Origin of the sequence: Pseudomonas sp. A-R-19 (assembly GCF_019956575.1) — a bacterium.
In the GTDB taxonomy this organism is placed as follows: Bacteria; Pseudomonadota; Gammaproteobacteria; order Pseudomonadales; family Pseudomonadaceae; genus Aquipseudomonas.
Window position 1 is genome coordinate 1 of sequence record NZ_JAHBDR010000093.1, and the last position, 23,228, is coordinate 23,228.

A 23,228-nucleotide genomic window follows, 5' to 3' on the forward strand; every position below is an offset into this window, starting at 1 on the left:
CCCCCAACAGCCTCCAACGCCAACCCCACACACTCACCCACCTTCAACTGAATCCCCTCAACATCCCCCCGCCGCACCAGCAACTCAAACACATCCCGCTGGTAATCCCCCATCACCAAGTCATCCCGCAAAATCGGGCTCTGACCTTCCGACTCATAAGCCAGTTTCAGGGAGAAGAGGGCAACGGTTTCCAGGTGCAATTCCATGGGGGGAATCCTTGATGAGTGTCTTACTGACCGAGGGTGCGAGGATCAAAAAATCGCCAGCAGGCTGGCTCCCACAGGGTGGTGGGGTGTCAGGCACTTTATTGCAGGCGAAAAAAAAGGCCTTGCAAAGCAAGACCTTTCTTAATTTTGGTGCCCCGAGGGAGACTCGAACTCCCACTCCTTTCGAAAACGGATTTTGAATCCGCCGCGTCTACCAATTCCGCCATCAGGGCTCAATGGCGGCGAAGTATAGAGATGAGATAACCGCTGGTCAATCAGGTACATGGAGAATTTTTGATATTTCCGCTAGACTTCCCGGCCCTGCTAGACGACACCCCATCATGCGCGTTGCTGACTTTACTTTCGAGCTCCCTGATTCGCTGATCGCCCGCCATCCGCTGGCCGAGCGGCGCAATAGTCGCCTGTTGACCCTGGATGGGGTCAGCGGCGCCCTGGCACACCGTCAATTCACTGATTTGCTGGAGCATTTGCGCCCCGGCGATTTGATGGTGTTCAACAATACCCGGGTGATTCCGGCGCGGCTGTTTGGCCAGAAGGCTTCCGGCGGCAAGCTGGAAATCCTGGTGGAGCGGGTGCTCGACAGTCATCGCGTGCTGGCGCATGTGCGGTCCAGCAAGTCGCCCAAGCCTGGTTCGAAGATCCTCATCGACGGCGGTGGCGAGGCCGAGATGCTGGCGCGGCACGATGCGTTGTTCGAGCTGGGGTTCGCCGAGGAGGTGTTGCCGCTACTCGACCGTGTCGGGCACATGCCGCTGCCTCCTTATATAGACCGCCCGGACGAAGGCGCCGATCGCGAGCGTTACCAGACGGTCTACGCCGAGCGTTTGGGCGCGGTGGCGGCGCCGACGGCGGGGCTGCATTTCGATCAGGTGCTGATGGAGGCGATTGCCGCCAAGGGCGTCGAGACTGCGTTCGTGACCCTGCACGTCGGTGCTGGCACGTTCCAGCCGGTGCGCGTCGAGAAGCTTGAAGACCACCACATGCACACTGAATGGCTGGAAGTCGGCCAGGACGTGGTCGATGCCGTGGCCGCCTGCCGCGCTCGCGGTGGTCGCGTGGTGGCGGTGGGGACCACCAGCGTGCGTTCCCTGGAGAGCGCCGCCCGCGATGGCGTGCTCAAGCCGTTCAGCGGCGATACAGACATTTTCATTTACCCTGGCCGGCCGTTTCATGTGGTCGATGCCCTGGTCACCAACTTCCATTTGCCCGAATCCACGCTGTTGATGCTGGTTTCGGCGTTCGCCGGTTATCCCGAAACCATGGCTGCCTATAGGGCCGCGGTCGACAACGGATACCGCTTTTTCAGCTACGGTGATGCGATGTTCATCACGCGTAATCCTGCGCCGACTGCCCCTAAAGAATCGGGCCCCGAGGAAACTGTATGAGTCGCACCTGTCGTATGTCTTTCGAGCTGCTGGCCACTGATGGCAAGGCTCGTCGCGGTCGTTTGACCTTCCCGCGCGGTACCGTCGAGACCCCGGCCTTCATGCCGGTGGGCACCTACGGCACGGTCAAGGGTATGCTGCCACGGGATATCGAGGCGACCGGCGCTGAAATCATTCTGGGCAACACCTTCCACCTGTGGCTGCGCCCGGGCACGGAAGTGATCAAGAAGCACGGCGACCTGCACGATTTCATGCAGTGGAAAGGCCCGATCCTGACCGACTCCGGCGGTTTCCAGGTGTTCAGCCTGGGCGCCATGCGCAAGATCAAGGAGGAGGGCGTGACCTTCGCTTCCCCGGTCGACGGCGCCAAGGTGTTCATGGGCCCGGAAGAGTCGATGCAGGTCCAGCGTGACCTGGGCTCCGACATCGTGATGATTTTCGACGAGTGCACGCCGTACCCGGCTGACGAAGACGTCGCGCGTATCTCCATGGAATTGTCCCTGCGTTGGGCCAAGCGTTCGAAAGAAGCCCATGGCGAGAACACGGCGGCACTGTTCGGCATCGTTCAGGGCGGCATGCACCAGGACCTGCGCATGCGCTCCCTGGAAGGCCTCGACCAGATCGGCTTCGACGGCCTGGCCATCGGCGGCCTGTCAGTGGGCGAGCCCAAACACGAAATGATCAAGGTGCTGGATTATCTGCCGGGCATGATGCCGGCTGACAAACCTCGTTACCTTATGGGCGTTGGCAAACCGGAAGACTTGGTTGAGGGTGTGCGCCGCGGTGTGGACATGTTCGATTGCGTGATGCCAACCCGTAATGCCCGCAATGGGCATCTGTTCATTGATACCGGCGTGCTGAAGATCCGAAACGCGTTCCATCGCCATGATGATTCGCCGCTCGATCCGACCTGCGATTGCTATACCTGCCAGAACTTCTCCCGCGCTTATCTGCATCACCTGGACAAGTGCGGCGAAATGCTGGGAAGCATGCTCAATACCATCCATAACTTGCGCCATTATCAAGTGCTTATGGCTGGTTTGCGCGAGGCTATTCAACAGGGTACATTGGCCGCCTTTGTCGATGCCTTCTACGCCAAACGCGGGTTACCTGTTCCGCCTTTGGACTGAGTTTTCTGACCCCAAGATTCAACATTTGCAACTGGAGTGCTAAATGAGCTTTTTTATCTCGAATGCCATGGCTGATGCTGCTGCACCTGCTGCAGGCCCAATGGGTGGCGGTTTTGAGTGGATTTTCCTGGTCGGTTTCCTGGTCATCTTCTACCTGATGATCTGGCGTCCACAGGCCAAGCGCGCCAAAGAGCAGAAAAACCTGCTGAGCAGCCTGCAAAAAGGCGACGAAGTTGTGACCACTGGCGGCATCGCCGGCAAGATCACTAAAGTTGCAGACGATTTCGTCGTTCTGGAAGTTTCCGACACCGTCGAAATGAAATTCCAGAAAGGCGCCATCGCTGCCACGCTGCCAAAAGGCACGCTGAAAGCGATCTAAGTTTCAACTTCATCTTCAATCGACGGGGCGCGCAAGGCGCCCCGCGTCATAAACGGGCGGCGTGATGCTGAACAAATATCCTCTGTGGAAATACATTCTGATCCTGGCGGTGCTGGCGGTCGGTCTGATTTATTCCGCTCCCAATCTTTATCCTGATGACCCGGCCATTCAGGTCAGCGGTGCAAGCACTGCGCTGCAGGTCAATCAGGCTGATCTGGATCGCGTGAGCGTTGCGCTCAAGGAATCCGGGATCAACGTCAAGGCTGCCACGCTGGCTGCCAACGGCAAGGGCGGGCTGATTCGCCTGACCAAGGCTGAAGACCAGCTGCCGGCCAAGGACGTTGTACGCAAGGCATTGGGTGATGACTACGTCGTTGCACTGAACCTGGCACAAACCACCCCGCAATGGCTGCGCAACCTCGCTGCGCACCCTATGAAGCTGGGTCTGGACTTGTCCGGTGGTGTGCACTTCCTGCTGGAAGTGGACATGGACAAAGCCCTCGACGCACGCCTGAAAGTCTACGAAGGCGATGTAAAGAGCCTGTTGCGTAAAGAGAAACTGCGCTATCGCAGCCTGCCGCAACTCAACGGTGCCATCCAACTGGGCTTCGCTGATGAAGACAGCCGTGAACAGGCCCGTGTGCTGATCCGCAAGAACTTCAACGATTTCGACATTGTTCCGGCCGACCTCAATGGTCAGGCGGTACTGCGTCTGGCGATGACCCCGGCCAAGCTGGCGGAAATCCGCGAATACTCCATCAAGCAGAACTTGACCACGGTACGTAACCGCGTCAACGAGCTGGGTGTTGCCGAACCGATCGTCCAGCGCCAGGGCGCCAACCGCATCGTGGTTGAGCTGCCGGGCGTGCAGGACACCGCAGAAGCCAAGCGTATCCTTGGCAAGACGGCCAACCTCGAGTTCCGTCTGGCCGCTGAGCCTGGCGCTTCGAAAGCCACTTCCGAGGAATTCGAGTTCCGCGAAGGCAAGCGTCCTCCTGCGCTGATCGAGCGTGGCCTGATCATCACCGGTGACCAGGTGACTGATGCCAAGGCTGGCTTCGGCGAGCATGGCACGCCGGAAGTGAACATTCGCCTGGATGGTCACGGCGGTGAGCTGATGAGCCGTGCGACCCGTTCGAACGTCGGTCGCAGCATGGCGGTGATCTTCATCGAACAGCGTCCGGTGACCACCTACACCAAGCAAATGGTCAACGGCGTCGAGAAAGACGTGCCGGTCCAGACCTTCAAGGAAGAGAAGAAGATCATCAGCCTGGCGACCATCCAGTCGCCGCTGGGTGCTCAATTCCGCATCACTGGCCTGAACGGTCAGGGCGAGTCGTCCGAACTGGCGCTGCTGCTGCGTGCCGGTGGTCTGGCTGCACCGATGTACTTCGCTGAAGAGCGCACCATCGGTCCAAGCCTGGGTGCGGACAACATCACCAAGGGTATCGACGCTTCGCTGTGGGGCATGCTGTTCGTCTCGCTGTTCATCATGGCCATCTACCGCTTCTTCGGCCTGATCGCCACCGTCGCACTGGCGGTGAACATGGTGATGCTGCTGGCCCTGATGTCGCTGCTGGGTGCAACGCTGACCCTGCCGGGTATCGCCGGTATCGTGTTGACCATGGGTATGGCGGTCGACGCCAACGTGCTGATCTTCTCGCGGATTCGTGAAGAGATCGCTGCGGGCATGACCATCCAGCGGGCAATCAACGAAGGCTTCGGCCGGGCATTCACCGCGATTCTCGACGCCAACCTGACCACCTTGCTGGTCGGCGGCATCCTCTTTGCCATGGGCACCGGCCCGGTCAAGGGCTTCGCAGTGACCATGTCCCTCGGGATCTTTACCTCGATGTTCACGGCCATCATGGTGACCCGCGCGATGGTCAACCTGATCTTCGGCGGTCGTGACTTCAAGAAGTTGTGGATTTAAGGGGCTGCCATGTTACGTACAATCAACTTCATGGGCGTTCGCAACTTCGCGTTCGGCGTCACATTGTTCCTTACGGCGCTGGCCTTGTTCAGTGTCGCCACCAAGGGCATGAACTGGGGCCTGGACTTCACCGGCGGTACGCTCATCGAGCTGACCTACGAGCGTCCGGCCGACGTCACCCAGGTGCGTGAGCAGCTGGTGAAATCGGGTTATCACGAAGCTATCGTGCAGAACTTCGGTGCCACCACCGACCTGCTGGTGCGCATGCCTGGCGAAGACCCGCAACTGGGTCACCAGGTAGCCGAAGCCTTGCAGAAGGTCGGCGGCGAGAACCCGGCGACGGTCAAGCGCGTCGAGTTCGTCGGCCCGCAGGTGGGTGAAGAGCTGCGCGACCAGGGCGGCCTCGGCATGCTGATGGCGCTGGGCGGCATCCTGATCTACCTGGCTTTCCGCTTTCAGTGGAAGTTTGCGGTCGGTGCGATCGTTTCCCTGATCCACGACGTGATCGTGACCATCGGTATCCTGTCGTTCTTCCAGATCACCTTCGACCTGACGGTGCTGGCGGCGGTACTGGCGATCATCGGTTATTCGCTCAACGACACCATCGTGGTATTCGACCGGGTTCGTGAGAACTTCCGTGTGCTGCGCAAGGCCAGCCTGATCGAGAACATCAACATCTCGACCACGCAAACCCTGCTGCGGACCATGGCGACGTCGATCTCCACCTTGCTGGCGATCGCGGCCCTGCTGTTCTTCGGTGGCGACAACCTGTTTGGCTTCTCCATTGCCCTGTTCATCGGTGTCCTGGCGGGTACTTACTCGTCGATCTACATCGCGAACGTGGTGCTGATCTGGCTGAACCTGAGTACGGAAGACCTGATTCCTCCGGTCAATACCGAGAAGGAAGTCGACGACCGCCCTTGAGGGAAAAATCCTTATAGGCTGTCATCCAAAAAAGGCACGAGTTGAACTCGCGCCTTTTTTTGTGCTCCAAGGCTGGGAGAAGCGCGGACACGTTCCGCATGTGATGGTCCAGGAGGTTCATGTGAACAAGTCGATGCTGGTTGGTGCTGTACTGGGTGCTGTCGGTGTGACTGCCGGGGGTGCTGTGGCCACCTACAGCCTGGTTAAAAGCGGCCCGGAGTACGCACAAGTACTCGCCGTTGAGCCGGTCAAGACACAAATCAAGACTCCACGTGAAGTGTGCAAGGATGTAACGGTCACCCGGCAGGCGCCGGTGAAAGATCAACATCAGATCGCCGGTACGGTGGTCGGTGCATTGGCAGGTGGTTTGCTGGGTAACCAGATCGGTGGCGGTACCGGCAAGAAGATCGCCACGGTCGCGGGCGCTGTCGGTGGTGGTTATGCCGGCAACAAGGTGCAGGAAGGCATGCAGGAGCGTGATACCTACACCACGACCCAGACCCGCTGTAACACGGTTAACGACATCAGTGACAAGGTCGTAGGCTACGACGTGCGGTATTCGCTGGATGGCAAGGAAGGCAAGGTGCGCATGGATCGTGATCCAGGCAACCAGATTCCGGTGGATAAGGAAGGCAAGTTGATCTTGTCGCAGAATGAGCCGGCTCAGTGATCTGCTGAAGCCTGATTAAAAAGAAGCACCCTGCGGGGTGCTTTTTTTTGTGCTCGCGATTTATGCATCAGCGCAATCCCCTGTAGGAGCGAGCCTGCTCGCGAAGAACCTGAGGGCGCCGCGTTCATCCAGAATGCCCGCGTTATCGTTGACGACCATCGCGAGCAAGCTCGCTCCTACAGTGGGCGTGTGGTGTTTTTGAGGGTGATTTCCAGGCATAAAAAAAGCACCCCGAAGGGTGCTTTTTCTGTCGCGGGAAGCTTAGCGCTTCAGCGAGGCTGGCAGGTGCGGCTGGATTGCCGTCAGAACGGCCTTGAAGCATTTGGTGTTGCCGGCAACGACGTGGCCTTTTTCAAGGAAGTCGTGACCGCCGGTGAAGTCGCTCACCAGGCCGCCCGCTTCCTGGATCAGCAGTGCACCTGCCGCCATGTCCCACTCGGACAGGCCCGACTCCCAGAACGCGTCGAAACGGCCGGCAGCCACGTAGGCCAGGTCCAGGCTCGCCGAACCAGCACGACGGATGCCGGCGGTCTGGCCAACCAGGGCGCGGAACATGCCCAGGTAGTTGTCGAGGTTGTCCATCTGGTCGTCACGGAACGGGAAGCCGGTACCCAACAGGGCGCCGTCGAGGCTGGTGCGGCCGCTGACGCGCAGGCGACGACCGTTCAGTTGAGCGCCGCGACCACGGCTGGCGGTGAATTCTTCCTGGCGAACCGGGTCCAGAACAACAGCGTGCTCCAGGCGACCGCGGTATTTGCAGGCGATGCTGACAGCGAAATGAGGAATGCCGCGCAGGAAGTTGGTGGTGCCGTCCAGCGGATCGATGATCCACAGGTACTCTTCGCCTTCGATGCCGGTGCCGGCGTGCATGCCGGTCTCTTCGCCCAAGATCGAGTGATTCGGGTAAGCCTTGCGCAGGGCGTCGATGATTTTCTGTTCGGCGGCGCGATCCACCTCGGATACGTAATCCTTGGCGTCTTTTTCGTCGACCTTGATGGTATCCAGGCGCTCGATGGAGCGGAAGATCAATTCACTGGCGCTGCGGGCGGCGCGCAGCGCGATATTCAGCATGGGCTGCATGGATGTGTCACCTAAGGTTGTTAAAGAAAGCCGGGCATTCTATCAGAAAGTTTCTACAGGAGAAGGACGACGTTCGCTTTCATGGCTTAACGGTAGCTGGCGCTGTAAGATTCCGCTCCCGATTATCGTGTTCGAGAGCGCCTCCCTTGCTGCAAAACATTCGTGTCGTCCTGGTCAATACCAGCCATCCGGGCAATATCGGCGGGGCTGCGCGTGCCATGAAGAACATGGGGCTGTCGCGGCTGGTGCTGGTCGAGCCTCGCCTGTTCCCGCACCACGAGGCCGATGCCCGTGCTTCCGGTGCCGGGGACATCCTTGAAAACGCGCAAGTCGTCGCCACCTTGGAAGATGCCTTGGTCGGTTGCAACCTGGTGCTCGGCACCAGCGCTCGCGACCGGCGGATTCCCTGGCCGCTGCTCGACCCCCGCGAATGCGGAACGAAAGTGGTCGAGGAAGCCGGGCAGGGCGCGGAAATCGCCCTGGTGTTCGGTCGTGAAGATTCCGGCCTGACCAACGAAGAGCTGCAGCGATGTCATTATCACGTGCACATCCCATCAGACCCTGAGTTCAGCTCGCTGAACCTGGGGGCGGCGGTGCAGGTGTTGGGTTATGAAGTGCGCATGTCCTGGTTGGCAGCCCAAGGGCAGCCGAGCAAGGTCGAGAAGGAAGAAGTGGCTTCGGTCAAAAGCGCTGAGCTGGCGACCATGGACGAGCTGGAACGATTCTATGAGCACCTGGAGCAGACCCTGGTGGCCATCGAATTCCTCGATCCGGAAAAGCCACGGCACTTGATGGCGCGCCTGCGCCGGTTGTACGGACGCAGCTCGGTCAGCCGGGCGGAAATGAATATTTTGCGTGGCATCCTCACGGAAACCCAAAAAGCGGCCCGTGGTGAGCTCCTTAAGCGGAAGGATTAATGATGTTCGAGCGTTTGCGTGAAGATATCCAGAGCGTATTCCACCGAGACCCGGCGGCGCGTAACGCTTTTGAAGTCCTGACCTGCTACCCCGGCATGCATGCCATCTGGATACACCGTTTGTCGTCGATGTTGTGGCGCGCGGACCTGAAATGGCTGGCGCGACTGGTGTCGAACTTCGGTCGCTGGTTGACCGGGATCGAGATTCATCCGGGTGCCAAGGTCGGTCGACGCTTCTTCATTGACCATGGCATGGGCATCGTCATCGGTGAAACCGCCGAGATCGGCGATGACGTCACCATTTATCAGGGCGTGACCCTGGGCGGTACCAGTTGGAATAAAGGCAAGCGCCACCCGACGCTGGGTGATGGCGTCGTGGTCGGGGCGGGCGCGAAGGTACTCGGGCCGTTCACTGTCGGTGCCGGGGCCAAGGTCGGTTCCAATGCGGTGGTGACCAAGGAAGTGCCGCCGGGTGCAACTGTGGTGGGTATTCCGGGGCGGATCATCGTCAAGCCCGACGTCGAGCTGGATGCCAAGCGTAAGGCCATGGCCGAGAAGATCGGTTTTGATGCCTACGGCGTCACTGAAGACATGCCGGACCCGGTGGCGCGTGCCATCAACCAATTGCTCGATCATCTGCAGGCGGTTGATGGTCGCCTGGAGGGGATGTGCGGGGCGCTGAAGGATCTGGGCAGTAATTACTGTGCGAAAGATCTGCCTGAACTGCGCGAAGAAGACTTTGCCTGTGTGAAGGACAAGGATCAGAGTCAGGTCAGCTAGACCGCGTCGCCCCCTTCGCGAGCAAGCCCGCTCCCGCAGGATTTGTGTTGTCCCCTGTGGGGGCGGGCTTGCTCGCGAAGAACGATAACTCGGTACCACTGGCTGTACACGGCCAGCCTTTGCTATGATGCGGCCGCTCTTTTGCGGGTAAACCTGACTAAAGTACTAGGTCTTATAGTTGACTTAAATACTCGGGAATTGCATACTCGCCCCATTCCGAACTCCGTGGTAATTGTCCATGCGACTGACTACAAAAGGCCGATACGCCGTGACCGCCATGCTTGACCTGGCGTTGCACGCGCAGCACGGGCCCGTGTCCCTGGCCGATATCTCCGAGCGCCAAGGCATCTCCCTGTCCTACCTCGAACAGCTTTTCGCCAAATTGCGCCGCAGCAATCTGGTGTCCAGCGTCCGCGGTCCAGGCGGCGGCTACCAGCTGTCCCGCGACATGCAGGGCATCCAGGTCGCCCAGGTGATCGATGCGGTGAACGAGTCGGTCGATGCCACCAAATGCCAAGGCCAGGGTGATTGCCATCAAGGTGACACCTGCCTGACTCACCACTTGTGGTGCGATCTAAGCCTGCAGATCCACGAATTTCTGAGCGGTATCAGCTTGGCTGACCTTGTGACTCGCCGTGAGGTGCAAGAAGTAGCCCAGCGTCAGGATCAACGCCGTTGCAACAGCAAGGCGCCACGCCTGGACAAGATTGAAGCGTCCGCCGTCGAATGACAGCCACAGAGCTAACGGCGCGCCAGCCAGCCTGATTTAGGAGATAGTCCATGAAATTGCCGATTTACCTTGATTACTCTGCGACTACCCCGGTTGATCCGCGTGTCGCGCAAAAGATGAGTGAATGCCTGCTGGTCGACGGAAACTTCGGTAACCCGGCGTCCCGTTCCCACGTGTTCGGCTGGAAAGCTGAAGAGTCCGTCGAAAACGCTCGTCGTCAGGTGGCTGATCTGGTCAATGCCGATCCGCGCGAAATCGTCTGGACCTCCGGTGCCACCGAGTCCGACAACCTGGCAATCAAGGGTGCGGCACATTTCTACGCCACCAAAGGCAAGCACCTGATCACCACCAAGATTGAGCACAAGGCTGTCCTCGACACCATGCGCCAACTGGAGCGTGAAGGCTTCGAAGTGACCTACATCGAGCCTCGCACTGATGGCCTGGTGACCCCGGAGATGATCGAAGCCGAACTGCGCGACGACACCATCCTGGTTTCGGTCATGCACGTGAACAACGAAATCGGCACCATCAACGACATCGCGGCGATCGGCGAACTGCTGCGTTCCAAGGGCATCCTGTTCCACGTCGACGCTGCTCAGTCCACTGGCAAGGTCGAGATCGACCTGCAGAAGCTGAAAGTCGACATGATGTCGTTCTCCGCCCACAAGACCTACGGTCCTAAAGGCATCGGCGCCCTGTACGTAAGCCGCAAGCCGCGCGTACGTATCGAAGCGACCATGCACGGTGGCGGTCACGAGCGTGGCATGCGTTCCGGTACCCTGGCCACTCACCAGATCGTCGGCATGGGTGAAGCGTTCCGCGTAGCCAAGGAAGACATGGCTGCCGAGAACGTGCGCATCAAGGCCCTGAGCGACCGCTTCTACAAGCAGGTCGAGCACCTGGAAGAGCTGTACGTCAACGGCAGCCTGACCGCCCGCGTTCCGCACAACCTGAACCTGAGCTTCAACTACGTTGAAGGCGAGTCGCTGATCATGGCGCTCAAGGATCTGGCGGTTTCGTCCGGTTCGGCTTGCACCTCGGCTTCGCTGGAACCTTCGTACGTACTGCGCGCCCTGGGCCGCAACGACGAACTGGCGCACAGCTCGATCCGCTTCACCTTCGGCCGCTTCACCACCGAAGAAGAAATCGATTACGCCGCGCAGAAAGTCTGCGAGGCCGTTACCAAGCTGCGCGCTTTGTCGCCGCTGTGGGACATGTACAAAGACGGCGTCGATATCTCGAAGATCGAGTGGGCGGCACACTAACTATAGAAGCCGCCGGATACAGGTCCTGTAGCAGCGCGGCAGTAAACGCAGCGCAACTACAGGGTCTCAAGAGCGGCCCTGATGAGTGAGGATTGAGAATCATGGCTTACAGCGAAAAGGTCATCGACCACTACGAAAACCCGCGCAACGTCGGCAAGATGGACGCGGAAGATCCTGATGTCGGCACCGGCATGGTCGGCGCGCCGGCGTGCGGCGACGTGATGCGCCTGCAGATCAAGGTCAACGAAGCCGGCATCATCGAAGATGCCAAGTTCAAGACTTACGGCTGCGGTTCGGCTATCGCTTCCAGCTCCCTCGCCACCGAGTGGATGAAGGGCAAGACCCTGGACGAAGCGGAAACCATCAAGAACACCCAGCTGGCTGAAGAACTGGCCTTGCCGCCAGTGAAAATCCACTGCTCGGTACTCGCTGAAGACGCCATCAAGGCCGCCGTTCGCGATTACAAGCAGAAGAAAGGCTTGATCTGATTTTCGAGTTTTGGCGACGAGTAAGGAGTCACCGATGGCTATCAGCATGACAGAAGCGGCTGCTCGACACGTGCGGCGCTCCCTCGACGGGCGCGGCAAAGGTGAAGGGATTCGTCTGGGTGTTCGCACCACGGGCTGTTCCGGCCTTGCCTACGTGCTGGAGTTTGTCGACGAGGTGGTTGCAGAGGACCAGGTGTTCGAAAGTCACGGCGAAAAAGTGATTATCGACCCGAAAAGCCTGGCCTACCTGGACGGCACCGAGCTCGATTTCGTCAAGGAAGGGTTGAACGAAGGCTTCAAGTTCAACAACCCCAACGTGCGCGGTGAATGTGGCTGCGGCGAAAGCTTCAACATCTGAGGCTTGTCGTGGGAACTCCTTGTCATTTCGCTTTATTTGAGCTGCAACCGAGTTTCGATCTGGACCTCGACCAGCTGGCTACGCGCTACCGTGAGTTGGCGCGCAGTGTTCATCCGGACCGCTTTGCCGACGCTTCCGAGCGTGAGCAGCGGCTGGCGCTAGAGCAATCCGCGAGCCTCAACGAGGCCTACCAGACGCTCAAGAACCCACCCAAGCGCGCGCGTTACCTGCTCGCCTTGAATGGTGGCGAGCTGCCGCTGGAGGTCACGGTGCATGATCCGGAGTTTCTTCTGCAGCAGATGGAGTTGCGTGAAGAGCTCGAAGACCTGCAGGACAGCGCCGACCTCAAGGGCGTTGCCGTCTTCAAGCGTCGCCTGAAGGCTGCCCAGGATGAACTGAACCAAAGCTTCGCAGCTTGCTGGAACGATGCCGCGCAACGCGAAAAGGCCGAACGCCTGATGCGGCGCATGCAGTTCCTCGACAAGCTCACCTACGAAGTGCGCCAGTTAGAAGAGCGCCTCGACGATTAACCCAGTGCCGCTCCGGTCGCACGCCTGATATACAGATAAGTCCTGATAACGATGGCCCTACTGCAGATCGCCGAACCCGGCCAAAGTCCTCAACCGCACCAGCGTCGTCTGGCTGTGGGGATCGACTTGGGCACTACCAATTCGCTGGTCGCTGCATTGCGCAGTGGTCTTTCCGAGCCGCTTGCCGACGCAGAAGGGCGGGTCATCCTGCCGTCTGCCGTGCGCTATCACGCTGATCGCGTCGAAGTTGGCGAATCCGCCAAACTGGCTGCCGCTACCGATCCCTTGAACACCGTGCTGTCGGTCAAGCGCTTGATGGGTCGTGGTCTGTCCGACGTCAAGCAGCTTGGTGATCAGTTGCCGTACCGCTTTGTCGGTGGCGAGTCGCACATGCCGTTCATCGAGACGATCCAGGGGCCGAAAAGCCCTGTCGAAGTCTCTGCCGATATCCTCAAGGTCCTGCGTCAGCGCGCTGAAGCGACCCTGGGTGGCGAACTGGTAGGTGCGGTGATCACGGTTCCGGCCTATTTCGACGACGCTCAGCGTCAAGCCACCAAGGACGCGGCCAAGCTGGCCGGTCTGAACGTGCTGCGTTTGCTCAATGAGCCGACCGCGGCAGCCGTGGCTTACGGTCTGGACCAGCACGCCGAAGGCCTGGTCGCGATTTACGACCTGGGCGGCGGTACCTTCGATATTTCGATTCTGCGCCTGACCGGCGGTGTCTTCGAGGTTTTGGCTACCGGTGGCGACAGCGCCCTGGGCGGTGATGACTTCGACCACGCCATTGCTGGCTGGATCATCGAGAGCGCCGGTTTGTCCGCCGATCTCGATCCGGGTGCGCAGCGTCAACTGCTGCAAACCGCCTGTGCGGCCAAAGAAGCGCTGACCAATGCCCCATCGGTCGAAGTGGCCCACGGCGACTGGAAAGCCAAGCTGACCCGCGAAGCCTTCGATGCGTTGATCGAACCGATGGTCGCGCGCAGCCTGAAAGCCTGCCGTCGCGCTGTTCGTGATTCCGGTGTCGAGCTGGAAGACGTACATGCGGTCGTCATGGTTGGCGGTTCGACCCGTGTGCCGCGTGTTCGCGAAGCCGTGGCGGAAGCCTTCGGTCGTCAGCCACTGACCGAAATCGACCCGGATCAAGTGGTGGCCATCGGCGCTGCGATCCAGGCCGATACCCTGGCGGGCAACAAGCGCGACGGCGATGAGCTGCTGCTGCTGGACGTGATTCCGTTGTCCCTGGGCCTGGAAACCATGGGCGGCCTGATGGAGAAGGTGATTCCGCGCAACACCACCATCCCCGTCGCCCGCGCCCAGGACTTCACCACTTATAAAGACGGCCAGTCGGCCATGGCGATCCACGTGTTGCAGGGCGAGCGCGAGCTGATCAGCGACTGCCGCTCCCTGGCACGCTTCGAATTGCGCGGTATTCCGGCGATGGTGGCTGGCGCGGCGAAGATTCGCGTGACCTTCCAGGTCGATGCCGACGGTCTGCTCAGCGTCTCCGCGCGTGAGCTGGGTTCGGGCGTCGAGGCCAGCATCCAGGTCAAGCCGTCCTACGGCCTGACCGACGGCGAAATCGCCAAGATGCTCAAGGACTCGTTCCAGCACGCCAACGACGACAAGGTTGCCCGCGTATTGCGCGAGCAGCAGGTCGATGCCCAGCGTCTGGTTGAGGCCGTGCAGGCTGCGCTTGAAGTCGATGGCGAGCGCTTGCTCGACGCGGAAGAGCGCATGGTCATCGACATGCAGGTGCAGGAACTGACCGAACTGATGAAAGGTACCGATGGTTTCGCCATCGAGCAGCAGACCAAGCGTCTGTCGCAAGTGACCGACGCTTTTGCCGCCCGTCGTATGGATTCGACCGTGAAAGCCGCGCTGGCGGGCCGCAACCTGAACGAGATTGAGGAATAACGATGCCGCAGGTCATTTTTCTGCCACACGAGAAGTTCTGCCCTGAAGGCATGGTTGTTGAGGCCGAAACCGGTACCTCCATCCTTGAACTGGCCCACGAACACCACATCGAGATGGAAAGTGCTTGCGGCGGCGTCTGTGCCTGCACCACTTGCCACTGTCTGATTCGCGAAGGTTTCGACTCGCTGGAAGAGGCTGATGAGCTGGAGGAAGACTATCTTGATAAGGCTTGGGGGCTGGAAGCCCAGTCGCGTCTGGCCTGTCAGGCAAAAGTCGGGACTGAAGACCTGACCGTCGAAATTCCGAAGTACTCGCTCAACCACGCAGCCGAAGCACCGCACTGATTCAAGGAATTGTCATGAGTCTTAAATGGGTTGATGTGCTAGAAATCGCGATCCAGCTGGTTGAGTCCAAGCCAGATGTGGATCCGCGTTACGTGAACTTCGTCGATCTGCACCAATGGGTGCTGGCATTGCCGGAGTTCAGTGATGATCCGGCCCGCGGCGGCGAGAAGGTGCTTGAAGCGATTCAAGCAGCCTGGATCGAAGAAGCCGACTGAACGCACCGTACGCTGTTAGGCAATACCCGAGAACCCGCGTATAATTCGCGGGTTTAATTTTTCGTAAATTACCGTTTCTGGAGTTACACCATGGCTGTTCAACGTACTTTCTCCATCATCAAGCCTGACGCCGTTGCTAAAAACGTGATCGGCGAGATCACCACTCGTTTTGAAAAAGCTGGCCTGCGCGTTGTAGCTTCGAAACTGAAGCAACTGTCCAAAGCTGAAGCTGAAGGCTTCTACGCTGAGCACAGCGCTCGTGGTTTCTTCGGCGACCTGGTTGCTTTCATGATCTCCGGCCCGGTTGTCGTTCAGGTTCTGGAAGGCGAGAACGCTATCGCTCTGAACCGTGAGCTGATGGGCGCTACCAACCCTAAAGAAGCTGCTGCCGGCACCATCCGCGCTGACTTCGCTGATTCCATCGACGCCAACGCTGTGCACGGTTCGGACTCCGAAGCCGCTGCCGCTCGCGAAATCTCGTACTTCTTCGCAGCTACTGAAGTAACCACTCGCTAAGCATTGGCTTAAGAGTGAAGGTGAATCCATGACTACATCGACTGTAAAAACTAACCTGCTGGGTCTGACTCAGCTGGAAATGGAAAAATTCTTCGACTCAATCGGGGAGAAGCGTTTCCGTGCCGGTCAGGTAATGAAATGGATTCACCACTTTGGTGTCGATGATTTCGACGCCATGACGAACGTCAGCAAGGTCTTGCGCGAAAAGCTCAAGGCTGTTGCTGAGGTCCGTGGTCCGGAAGTGGTCAGCGAGGACATCTCCAGCGACGGCACCCGTAAGTGGGTGGTGCGCGTGGCGTCCGGTAGCTGCGTCGAGACCGTGTACATTCCCCAGGGCAAACGCGGCACCTTGTGCGTTTCGTCCCAGGCAGGCTGTGCCCTGGATTGCAGTTTCTGCTCCACCGGCAAGCAAGGCTTCAATAGCAACCTCACCGCCGCCGAAGTCATTGGCCAGGTGTGGATTGCCAACAAATCCTTTGGCAGCGTCCCGGCAACCGTCGACCGTGCCATCACCAACGTGGTGATGATGGGCATGGGTGAGCCGCTGCTGAACTTCGACAATGTCGTCGCGGCCATGCATCTGATGATGGACGACCTGGGCTACGGCATTTCCAAGCGCCGTGTGACCCTGTCGACCTCCGGCGTGGTGCCGATGATCGATGAGCTGTCCAAGCACATCGACGTCTCCCTGGCGTTGTCCCTGCACGCACCGAATGACGCATTGCGTAACCAATTGGTGCCGATCAACAAGAAGTATCCGCTTAAGATGCTGCTCGAGTCGTGCCAGCGCTACATGTCGTCCCTGGGCGAAAAGCGCGTGCTGACCATCGAGTACACCTTGCTCAAGGACATCAACGACAAGGTCGAGCACGCGGTCGAAATGATCGAGCTGCTCAAGAACATCCCGTGCAAGATCAACCTGATCCCGTTCAACCCGTTCCCGCATTCCGGGTACGAGCGGCCGAGCAACAACGCCATTCGTCGTTTCCAGGATCAGCTGCATCATGCCGGTTTCAACGTCACCGTGCGCACCACCCGTGGTGAAGACATCGACGCGGCCTGTGGTCAATTGGTAGGGCAGGTGCTGGATCGCACCCGTCGCAGCGAACGTTATATCGCCGTGCGTGAATTGAACGCCGACAGCGATGTTGCTTCGAGCACTGCGAACAACAATTAAGAGAGGATCTCTATGTCCCTGCGCTTTGCGCTGCTTTTGCTGTTGGCCAGCCTGTGTGCTGGCTGCGTGCTTTCGGGTGACTACAACCCGATGAAGACCAGCAAGGGCCGTGATGAAGCGCGCGAGGCGTATGTGCAGCTGGGCATCGGTTATCTGCAGCAGGGCATGACCGAGCGGGCAAAAGTGCCGTTGAAGAAGGCGCTGGAGCTGGATGGCTCGGATGCGGATGCCAACGCTGCGCTGGGGTTGGTGTTCCAGGCCGAAATGGAGCCGGAACTGGCCGACGAGCATTACGGCAAGGCGCTGTCTTCCCGTCCCGCCGATGCACGAATCCTCAACAACTACGGCAGTTTTCTGTTTGAGCAACAGCGTTACAAGGAAGCCTACGAGCGCTTTCAGCAGGCCGCCGCCGATACCCTGTATCCTGAGCGTTCACGGGTCTTCGAAAACCTTGGCATGACCGCTTCGATGCTGGGGGAGCGTGAGCTGGCCCGGCAGCAACTGGAAAAAGCCCTGCGCCTGAACCGCCAACAGCCTCGTGCATTGCTGGAAATGGCTGAGTTGTCTTACGAAGACAGGCATTATGTGCCCTCGCGTGACTACTACGATCGTTTTAGCCTGCTTGCCGAGCAAAATGCACGTAGTCTATTGCTCGGCGTTCGGCTGGCAAAAGTGTTTGATGATCGCGACAAGGCCGCAAGCAAAGGCCTGCAACTAAAAAGACTCTATCCCGGTACGCCGGAATATCAGCAATACCTGTCGGAGCAATGATGAAAGCGGCGCATCCCGAAGTTGTAGCAGCGAATCGCGTAAACCCCGGTGAGACCTTGCGCCAGGCCCGCGAAAGCAATGGCTGGTCGCTGGCCGAAGTGGCCCTCAAGCTCAACCTCACCACCACTTCCCTGAGCAATCTGGAAGCCGGCGCTTTCGACAAGCTGCCCGGGCATACCTTTGCCCGCGGTTACATTCGCGCCTATGCCAAATTGCTCGGTATGGACCAGGCCGTTCTGGTCCAGCAATTCGATCAATCCACCGGTACCGACTCCCAGGGCAGCAATGTTCACAGCCTGGGCCGTATTGAAGAGCCGGTTCGGGTTTCCCACACCATTTTGCGAATCGTCAGCCTGCTGTTGCTGGTCGCGGTGATTGGCGGCGGTTTCGTCTGGTGGCAGGATCAGACCTCGATGCGCACCAAGGACCTGATCGGCCTGGCACCAGAGCACGTGGAAGTCGAAGGCGCCGACGGTACGACACAGATTCATCCGCTGGACGAGCCGGAAGACCAGGCCGTCGTGGAAGGTCAGGCCGAAGGCGGAACCGCCCTCGCGCTGCCACAGGCCGATGCTCCAACTGAAGCACCGGTGGAAACCCAGGCGACTGCACCAGCCGCCCCCGTAGCACCGGCCAATCCAGCCGCGCCCGCACACGCCACCGCGCCCGTTGTGGCAGCGCCAGTGACCCCGGCAACTCCGGCTCCGGCAGCTCCAGCCGCCACGGCCCCGGTGGTGACTGCACCGGTAGCCCCCGTCGCTCCTGCTCCAGCGGCAGCCGCGCCAGTGGCCGGTCAAGGCCAGGTCCAGGTGCAGTTCACCTCAGATTGCTGGACACAAGTGACCGACGGTAGCGGCAAGGTGCTGTTCAGCGGTCTCAAACGCAAAGGCGACAGCCTTGCAGTCAATGGCAAACCACCGTTCGCCGTGCGCCTGGGCTTTGCCCGCGGCGCTCAGGTCAGCTACAACGGCCAGCCGGTTGATGTCGCTCCGTTCACCAGTGGCGAGACTGCTCGCCTGAAGTTGGGTCAATAAGTCATGCACGGCGAATCTCCAATCAAACGTCGCGAATCCCGCAAGATCTGGGTCGGTAACGTGCCTGTTGGCGGCGATGCGCCTATCGCTGTGCAGAGCATGACCAATAGCGACACCAACGATGTCGCGGCCACTGTCGCGCAAATCAATCGCCTGGAAGCGGCCGGCGTCGATATCGTGCGGGTCTCCGTACCGGACATGGACGCCGCCGAAGCCTTCGGCAAGATCAAGCAGCTTGTCAAAGTCCCCTTGGTTGCCGACATTCACTTCGACTACAGGATCGCTTTGCGCGTAGCCGAACTGGGTGTTGATTGCCTGCGTATCAACCCGGGCAACATCGGTCGCGAAGACCGCGTGCGTGCGGTGGTCGATGCCGCCCGTGACCGCGGGATTCCGATCCGTATTGGCGTCAACGCCGGTTCCCTGGAAAAAGACCTGCAAAAAAAATACGGCGAGCCGACCCCGGCGGCGCTGGTCGAGTCTGCCTTGCGTCACGTCGAGCACCTTGAGCGCCTGAACTTCCAGGATTTCAAGGTCAGCGTGAAAGCCTCCGATGTGTTCATGGCCGTCGAAGCGTACCGCCTGCTGGCCAAGGAAATCGTCCAGCCGCTGCACCTGGGCATCACCGAAGCCGGTGGTTTGCGTTCAGGCACGGTGAAATCCGCCGTGGGCCTCGGTATGCTGCTCGCCGAAGGGATTGGCGATACTATCCGCATCTCGTTGGCGGCCGACCCGGTCGAGGAAGTGAAAGTCGGCTACGACATTCTCAAGTCCCTGCACCTGCGTTCCCGTGGCATCAACTTCATCGCCTGCCCGAGCTGCTCGCGGCAGAATTTCGATGTGGTCAAGACCATGAACGAGCTGGAAGGGCGCCTCGAAGACCTGCTGGTGCCGCTGGATGTCGCGGTAATCGGCTGCGTGGTCAACGGCCCGGGTGAAGCAAAGGAAGCCCATATCGGCTTGACCGGCGGCACGCCCAACCTGATTTACATCGACGGCAAGCCGTCGCAGAAACTGACGAATGACAATCTGGTGGATGAGCTTGAACGCTTGATCCGCCAGAAAGCGGCCGAAAAGGTCGAAGCTGACGCTGCCGTTATTGCGCGCGGCTGATCCCGACGACGCGCCGAACGAATTTAAGGATTTAAAGTGAGCAAGTCTCTGCAAGCCATTCGTGGCATGAACGACATCCTGCCCGAACAGACTCCCCTGTGGCGTCATTTCGAAGGCACCGTTTCGCGCCTGCTGGATAACTACGGTTACAAGCAGATCCGCATGCCGATCGTCGAGTTCACCGAGCTGTTCAAACGCTCCATCGGTGAAGTGACCGACATCGTCGAAAAAGAGATGTACACCTTCGACGACCGCAACGGCGATTCCCTGACCCTGCGCCCTGAAGGCACGGCGGCGTGTGTGCGTGCAGTGCTGGAGCACGGCATCACCGGCGGTGGCCAGGTGCAGAAGCTCTGGTACATCGGCCCGATGTTCCGCCACGAGCGTCCGCAGAAAGGCCGCTATCGCCAGTTCCACCAGATCGGTGTCGAAGTGTTCAACCTCGACGGTCCGGACATCGACGCCGAGCTGATCGTGCTGACCTGGCGCCTGTGGGGCGAGCTGGGCATCCGCGATGCGGTCAAGCTCGAGCTCAACAGCCTGGGCACCAGCGAGTCCCGTGGTCGCTACCGTGAAGCGCTGGTCGAGTACCTCTCGGCGCATCTGGACAAGCTCGACGAAGACAGCCAGCGTCGCCTGAAAACCAACCCGCTGCGGGTTCTTGATACCAAGAACGCCGACACTCAAGCGGTATTGGTCGATGCGCCGAAAATGGCCGACTACCTCGACGAAGAATCCCGTGTGCATTTCGAGGGCCTCAAGGCTCGCCTGGATGCTGCCGGCATTCCTTACGTGATCAACCCGAAGCTGGTTCGCGGGCTGGATTACTACAGCAAGACCGTTTTCGAATGGGTCACCGACAAACTCGGCGCCCAGGGCACCGTGTGCGCGGGTGGTCGTTACGACGGCCTGGTCGAGCAGATGGGCGGCAAGCCGACCGCTGGCGTAGGTTTCGCCATGGGTATCGAGCGCCTGGTGCTGCTGCTGGAAACCCTGGAGCAGATCCCGGAAGAGATCTCCCGTCAGGTCGACGTTTACCTCTGCGCCTTCGGTGAGGCCGCCGAACTGGCCGGCCTGACCCTGGCGGAACGCGTTCGTGATCAGTTGCCCAACCTGCGCCTGCAAGTGAATGCCGGCGCCGGCAGTTTCAAAAGCCAGTTCAAGAAGGCCGACAAGAGCGGCGCGCTGTATGCGCTGATCCTCGGTGACGACGAAATGGCCCAGCAAGTGGTAGGTTTCAAACCCCTGCGTGGCCAGGGCGAACAACAAAGCATTGCCTGGGATGCGCTTGCTGCACACCTGGCCACCTGCGTCGTGCAGGGTTGAAGCTGTCTAAACAGCCGAATTAGCGATTAAGGAGTATTGGGGTGTCGAGTACCGAAGACGAACAGCTGGCGGATTTGAAGGATTGGTGGTCACGCAACGGCAAGCCCCTGGTTACTGGCGGCCTGTTGGCGCTGGTCATCGTGTTCGGCTGGCAGGCGTTCCACAAGTATCAGAGCAATCAGTCGCAAGGCGCCTCGATTCTCTATCAGCAATTGCTCGAAACCACGTTGACGCCTGATGGCAAGCCTGATGCGGCCCGTGTTTCGGACCTGGCCGGCAAGCTCAACAGCGAGTTCGGCGGCAGCGCCTACGCGCAGTACGGCAGCCTGTTCGTGGCTAAAGTAGCGGTCGACAGCGGCAAGCTGGACGACGCGGCCAGCGAGCTCAAGGCCATTGTCGACAAGCCGGCCAACCCGGCGCTGGGCGAAATCGCCCGTCAGCGTCTGGCCCAGGTACTCGGCGCGCAGAACAAGGCCGACGAAGCGCTGAAGCTTCTCGAAGGCGATGCCGACAAGGCATTCCTGGCCACTCGCGAAGAGCTCAAGGGCGACCTGCTGGTGCAGTTGGGTCGTACCGATGAAGCGAGCACGGCGTATCAAAAAGCCAAGGCGGCACTGTCGGATGAAGCGGCGGTCGGTGGCCTGCAAATCAAGCTGGACGACCTGGCCAAAGGGGATGCGTGACGTGATTCGTTGGAAACATGCAGCATTGCTGGCCCTGGCCTTGTTGGCCGCGGGTTGCAGCAGCAACAGCAAAAAAGAATTGCCTCCGGCCGAGTTGACCGACTTCAAGGAAGAAGTGGTTCTGCAAAAGCAATGGAGTCGTTCGATCGGTGACGGTCAGGGCGAAACCTACAACATGCTGGTTCCGGCCATCGATGGCGATACCATCTATGCCGCCGACGTCACTGGCGTGTTGATGGCAATGGACCGCAACACCGGCGACGTCAAATGGAAGAAAGACCTTGAGCTGCCTGTCTCCGGCGCCGTTGGCGTAGGTTACGGTCTGCTCACCATCGGTACGATCAAGGGTGAAATCGTTGCCCTGGACGCCATCAACGGTGAAGAAAAGTGGCGCGCTCGCGTTTCCAGCGAAGTGCTGGCACCACCAGCCAACAACGGTGACGTTGTGGTGGTTCAGACCCAGGACGATCGTCTGATCGGCCTGGATGCCGCCACCGGCAACCGTCGCTGGATCTATGACAGCACGCCTGCGGTACTGACCCTGCGTGGCACCAGTGCGCCGATCGTGACCAACCGCCTCGCGGTGGCTGGCCTGTCCACCGGTAAAGTGGTTGCCCTGGACATCACCAACGGCGTACCGGTTTGGGAACAGCGCGTAGCGATCCCGCAAGGTCGTTCGGAGCTGGAGCGTGTAGTCGATATCGACGGTGGCTTGCTGCTGTCGGGCGAGACGCTGTATGTCGCCAGTTATCAAGGGCGCGTTGCCGCTCTGGACCTGCAAAGCGGCCGTCAGCTCTGGCAGCGCGATGCTTCCAGCTATGCCGGTGTCGCCCAGGGTTTTGGCACCGTCTACGTAAGCCTGTCTTCGGGCACCGTTGAAGGCGTCGACGAGCGTTCCACCACAGCCTTGTGGAGCAACGATTCGCTGGCCCGTCGTCAACTGTCGGCCCCGGAAGTGTTCTCCAGCTACGTTGCAGTCGGTGACCTGGAAGGTTACCTGCACTTGCTGAGTCAAGTGGACGGCCGTTTCGTCGGCCGTGAGCGCATCGACAGCGACGGCCTGCGTGCCCGTCCGCTGGTGGTGGGTGACACGATTTATGTGTATGGCAACAGCGGCAAACTGGAAGCCCTGACCATTAAGTAACGACTATGCTTGGGTTTTAACCCCAAGCGGCTTCACTTGTGTGGAAATGTGGGAGCGAGCCTGCTCGCGATGGACGTCAACGATTACGTTGATAGCCTGAATGAACGCGGTGCCTTGGCGTTTTTCGCGAGCAGGCTCGCTCCCACAGAAAAGCATTCAGTGATTGCCCCCGAGCACCAGCCGCTGCCTCGCAGCG

Annotated in this window: 25 protein-coding genes, 1 tRNA gene and 1 pseudogene; 24 read left to right on the forward strand and 3 right to left on the reverse strand. The window is 59.6% G+C overall.

Going from position 1 to position 23,228, the window contains the following annotated elements; all coding sequences use genetic code 11:
* Both KGA88_RS25745 and KGA88_RS25750 read right to left on the reverse strand, forming a co-directional pair.
* Window positions 1–206 (reverse strand): annotated as a pseudogene (locus KGA88_RS25745) (hypothetical protein); the annotation flags it as partial.
* A gap of 148 nt (window positions 207–354) precedes the next feature.
* A tRNA-Leu gene (locus KGA88_RS25750) sits at window positions 355–439 on the reverse strand.
* A gap of 108 nt (window positions 440–547) precedes the next feature.
* On the opposite strand from KGA88_RS25750, the gene queA reads away from it, so the two are divergent.
* The 6 genes from queA to KGA88_RS25780 all read left to right on the forward strand — a co-directional run bounded on the left by queA (window position 548) and on the right by KGA88_RS25780 (window position 6,648).
* Complete coding sequence (gene queA, locus KGA88_RS25755) at window positions 548–1,612, forward strand: tRNA preQ1(34) S-adenosylmethionine ribosyltransferase-isomerase QueA (RefSeq protein WP_223595169.1); 1,065 nt, start codon at window positions 548–550, stop codon at window positions 1,610–1,612.
* A 14-nt stretch (window positions 1,613–1,626) separates the two neighbouring features.
* A complete protein-coding gene (gene tgt / locus KGA88_RS25760; protein ID WP_160387208.1) occupies window positions 1,627–2,742 on the forward strand; it encodes a tRNA guanosine(34) transglycosylase Tgt in 1,116 nt (371 codons plus the stop codon).
* 43 nt (window positions 2,743–2,785) lie between these two features.
* Entirely contained in the window at window positions 2,786–3,121 is a 336-nt protein-coding gene (gene yajC, locus KGA88_RS25765; protein WP_007982729.1) for a preprotein translocase subunit YajC, read from the forward strand.
* Window positions 3,122–3,185: 64 nt separating this feature from the next.
* Window positions 3,186–5,054 (forward strand): protein translocase subunit SecD, encoded by a 1,869-nt coding sequence (gene secD, locus KGA88_RS25770; RefSeq protein ID WP_110660600.1) that lies wholly within the window; start codon window positions 3,186–3,188, stop codon window positions 5,052–5,054.
* Window positions 5,055–5,063: 9 nt separating this feature from the next.
* Window positions 5,064–5,978: a protein translocase subunit SecF gene (gene secF, locus KGA88_RS25775; protein ID WP_110660599.1), complete on the forward strand. Its 915-nt coding sequence runs from the start codon at window positions 5,064–5,066 to the stop codon at window positions 5,976–5,978.
* A 121-nt stretch (window positions 5,979–6,099) separates the two neighbouring features.
* A complete protein-coding gene (locus KGA88_RS25780; protein ID WP_103394284.1) occupies window positions 6,100–6,648 on the forward strand; it encodes a glycine zipper 2TM domain-containing protein in 549 nt (182 codons plus the stop codon).
* A gap of 261 nt (window positions 6,649–6,909) precedes the next feature.
* On the opposite strand, the gene suhB is transcribed toward KGA88_RS25780, so the two are convergent.
* Entirely contained in the window at window positions 6,910–7,728 is an 819-nt protein-coding gene (suhB, locus tag KGA88_RS25785; RefSeq protein ID WP_008053258.1) for an inositol-phosphate phosphatase, read from the reverse strand.
* Between the two features lie 146 nt (window positions 7,729–7,874).
* On the opposite strand from suhB, the gene trmJ reads away from it, so the two are divergent.
* The 18 genes from trmJ (at window position 7,875) to bamB (ending at window position 23,032) form a co-directional block, all read left to right on the forward strand.
* Window positions 7,875–8,645 (forward strand): tRNA (cytosine(32)/uridine(32)-2'-O)-methyltransferase TrmJ, encoded by a 771-nt coding sequence (gene trmJ / locus KGA88_RS25790; RefSeq protein ID WP_103394285.1) that lies wholly within the window; start codon window positions 7,875–7,877, stop codon window positions 8,643–8,645.
* 2 nt (window positions 8,646–8,647) lie between these two features.
* Window positions 8,648–9,424, forward strand: coding sequence for a serine O-acetyltransferase (cysE, locus tag KGA88_RS25795; RefSeq protein ID WP_223595341.1), 777 nt, complete (start codon window positions 8,648–8,650; stop codon window positions 9,422–9,424).
* A 238-nt stretch (window positions 9,425–9,662) separates the two neighbouring features.
* The gene (gene iscR, locus KGA88_RS25800) at window positions 9,663–10,154 is read left to right on the forward strand and encodes a Fe-S cluster assembly transcriptional regulator IscR (RefSeq protein ID WP_007903581.1); all 492 of its coding nucleotides are present in this window, start codon (window positions 9,663–9,665) and stop codon (window positions 10,152–10,154) included.
* A gap of 50 nt (window positions 10,155–10,204) precedes the next feature.
* Window positions 10,205–11,419 carry an IscS subfamily cysteine desulfurase gene (locus KGA88_RS25805; protein WP_008057730.1) on the forward strand — a complete coding sequence of 405 codons (1,215 nt, stop codon included), beginning with the start codon at window positions 10,205–10,207 and terminating at the stop codon, window positions 11,417–11,419.
* A 101-nt stretch (window positions 11,420–11,520) separates the two neighbouring features.
* Window positions 11,521–11,907 carry a Fe-S cluster assembly scaffold IscU gene (gene iscU / locus KGA88_RS25810; RefSeq protein WP_028620148.1) on the forward strand — a complete coding sequence of 129 codons (387 nt, stop codon included), beginning with the start codon at window positions 11,521–11,523 and terminating at the stop codon, window positions 11,905–11,907.
* 34 nt (window positions 11,908–11,941) lie between these two features.
* A complete protein-coding gene (iscA, locus tag KGA88_RS25815; protein ID WP_003227904.1) occupies window positions 11,942–12,265 on the forward strand; it encodes an iron-sulfur cluster assembly protein IscA in 324 nt (107 codons plus the stop codon).
* An 8-nt stretch (window positions 12,266–12,273) separates the two neighbouring features.
* On the forward strand, window positions 12,274–12,795 hold the full coding sequence (gene hscB / locus KGA88_RS25820) for a co-chaperone HscB (RefSeq protein ID WP_110660597.1): 522 nt from the start codon (window positions 12,274–12,276) through the stop codon (window positions 12,793–12,795).
* 51 nt (window positions 12,796–12,846) lie between these two features.
* On the forward strand, window positions 12,847–14,709 hold the full coding sequence (hscA, locus tag KGA88_RS25825) for a Fe-S protein assembly chaperone HscA (RefSeq protein ID WP_223595171.1): 1,863 nt from the start codon (window positions 12,847–12,849) through the stop codon (window positions 14,707–14,709).
* A gap of 2 nt (window positions 14,710–14,711) precedes the next feature.
* Entirely contained in the window at window positions 14,712–15,053 is a 342-nt protein-coding gene (fdx, locus tag KGA88_RS25830) for an ISC system 2Fe-2S type ferredoxin (RefSeq protein WP_110660899.1), read from the forward strand.
* A gap of 14 nt (window positions 15,054–15,067) precedes the next feature.
* Complete coding sequence (iscX, locus tag KGA88_RS25835) at window positions 15,068–15,268, forward strand: Fe-S cluster assembly protein IscX (protein WP_223595173.1); 201 nt, start codon at window positions 15,068–15,070, stop codon at window positions 15,266–15,268.
* A 90-nt stretch (window positions 15,269–15,358) separates the two neighbouring features.
* Entirely contained in the window at window positions 15,359–15,784 is a 426-nt protein-coding gene (gene ndk, locus KGA88_RS25840) for a nucleoside-diphosphate kinase (RefSeq protein WP_007916882.1), read from the forward strand.
* A gap of 28 nt (window positions 15,785–15,812) precedes the next feature.
* On the forward strand, window positions 15,813–16,961 hold the full coding sequence (rlmN, locus tag KGA88_RS25845) for a 23S rRNA (adenine(2503)-C(2))-methyltransferase RlmN (RefSeq protein ID WP_110660898.1): 1,149 nt from the start codon (window positions 15,813–15,815) through the stop codon (window positions 16,959–16,961).
* A 12-nt stretch (window positions 16,962–16,973) separates the two neighbouring features.
* On the forward strand, window positions 16,974–17,732 hold the full coding sequence (gene pilW / locus KGA88_RS25850; protein WP_223595176.1) for a type IV pilus biogenesis/stability protein PilW: 759 nt from the start codon (window positions 16,974–16,976) through the stop codon (window positions 17,730–17,732).
* Entirely contained in the window at window positions 17,732–18,766 is a 1,035-nt protein-coding gene (locus tag KGA88_RS25855; RefSeq protein ID WP_223595178.1) for a helix-turn-helix domain-containing protein, read from the forward strand. Before pilW ends, KGA88_RS25855 begins: the two co-directional genes overlap by 1 nt.
* Before the next feature lie 3 nt (window positions 18,767–18,769).
* Window positions 18,770–19,879 carry a flavodoxin-dependent (E)-4-hydroxy-3-methylbut-2-enyl-diphosphate synthase gene (ispG, locus tag KGA88_RS25860; protein ID WP_003185136.1) on the forward strand — a complete coding sequence of 370 codons (1,110 nt, stop codon included), beginning with the start codon at window positions 18,770–18,772 and terminating at the stop codon, window positions 19,877–19,879.
* Between the two features lie 36 nt (window positions 19,880–19,915).
* Complete coding sequence (gene hisS, locus KGA88_RS25865; protein WP_110660895.1) at window positions 19,916–21,205, forward strand: histidine--tRNA ligase; 1,290 nt, start codon at window positions 19,916–19,918, stop codon at window positions 21,203–21,205.
* Between the two features lie 41 nt (window positions 21,206–21,246).
* Complete coding sequence (locus tag KGA88_RS25870; RefSeq protein ID WP_110660894.1) at window positions 21,247–21,888, forward strand: tetratricopeptide repeat protein; 642 nt, start codon at window positions 21,247–21,249, stop codon at window positions 21,886–21,888.
* Window positions 21,881–23,032: an outer membrane protein assembly factor BamB gene (gene bamB, locus KGA88_RS25875; RefSeq protein WP_223595189.1), complete on the forward strand. Its 1,152-nt coding sequence runs from the start codon at window positions 21,881–21,883 to the stop codon at window positions 23,030–23,032. Before KGA88_RS25870 ends, bamB begins: the two co-directional genes overlap by 8 nt.
* Window positions 23,033–23,228: the final 196 nt, after the last annotated feature.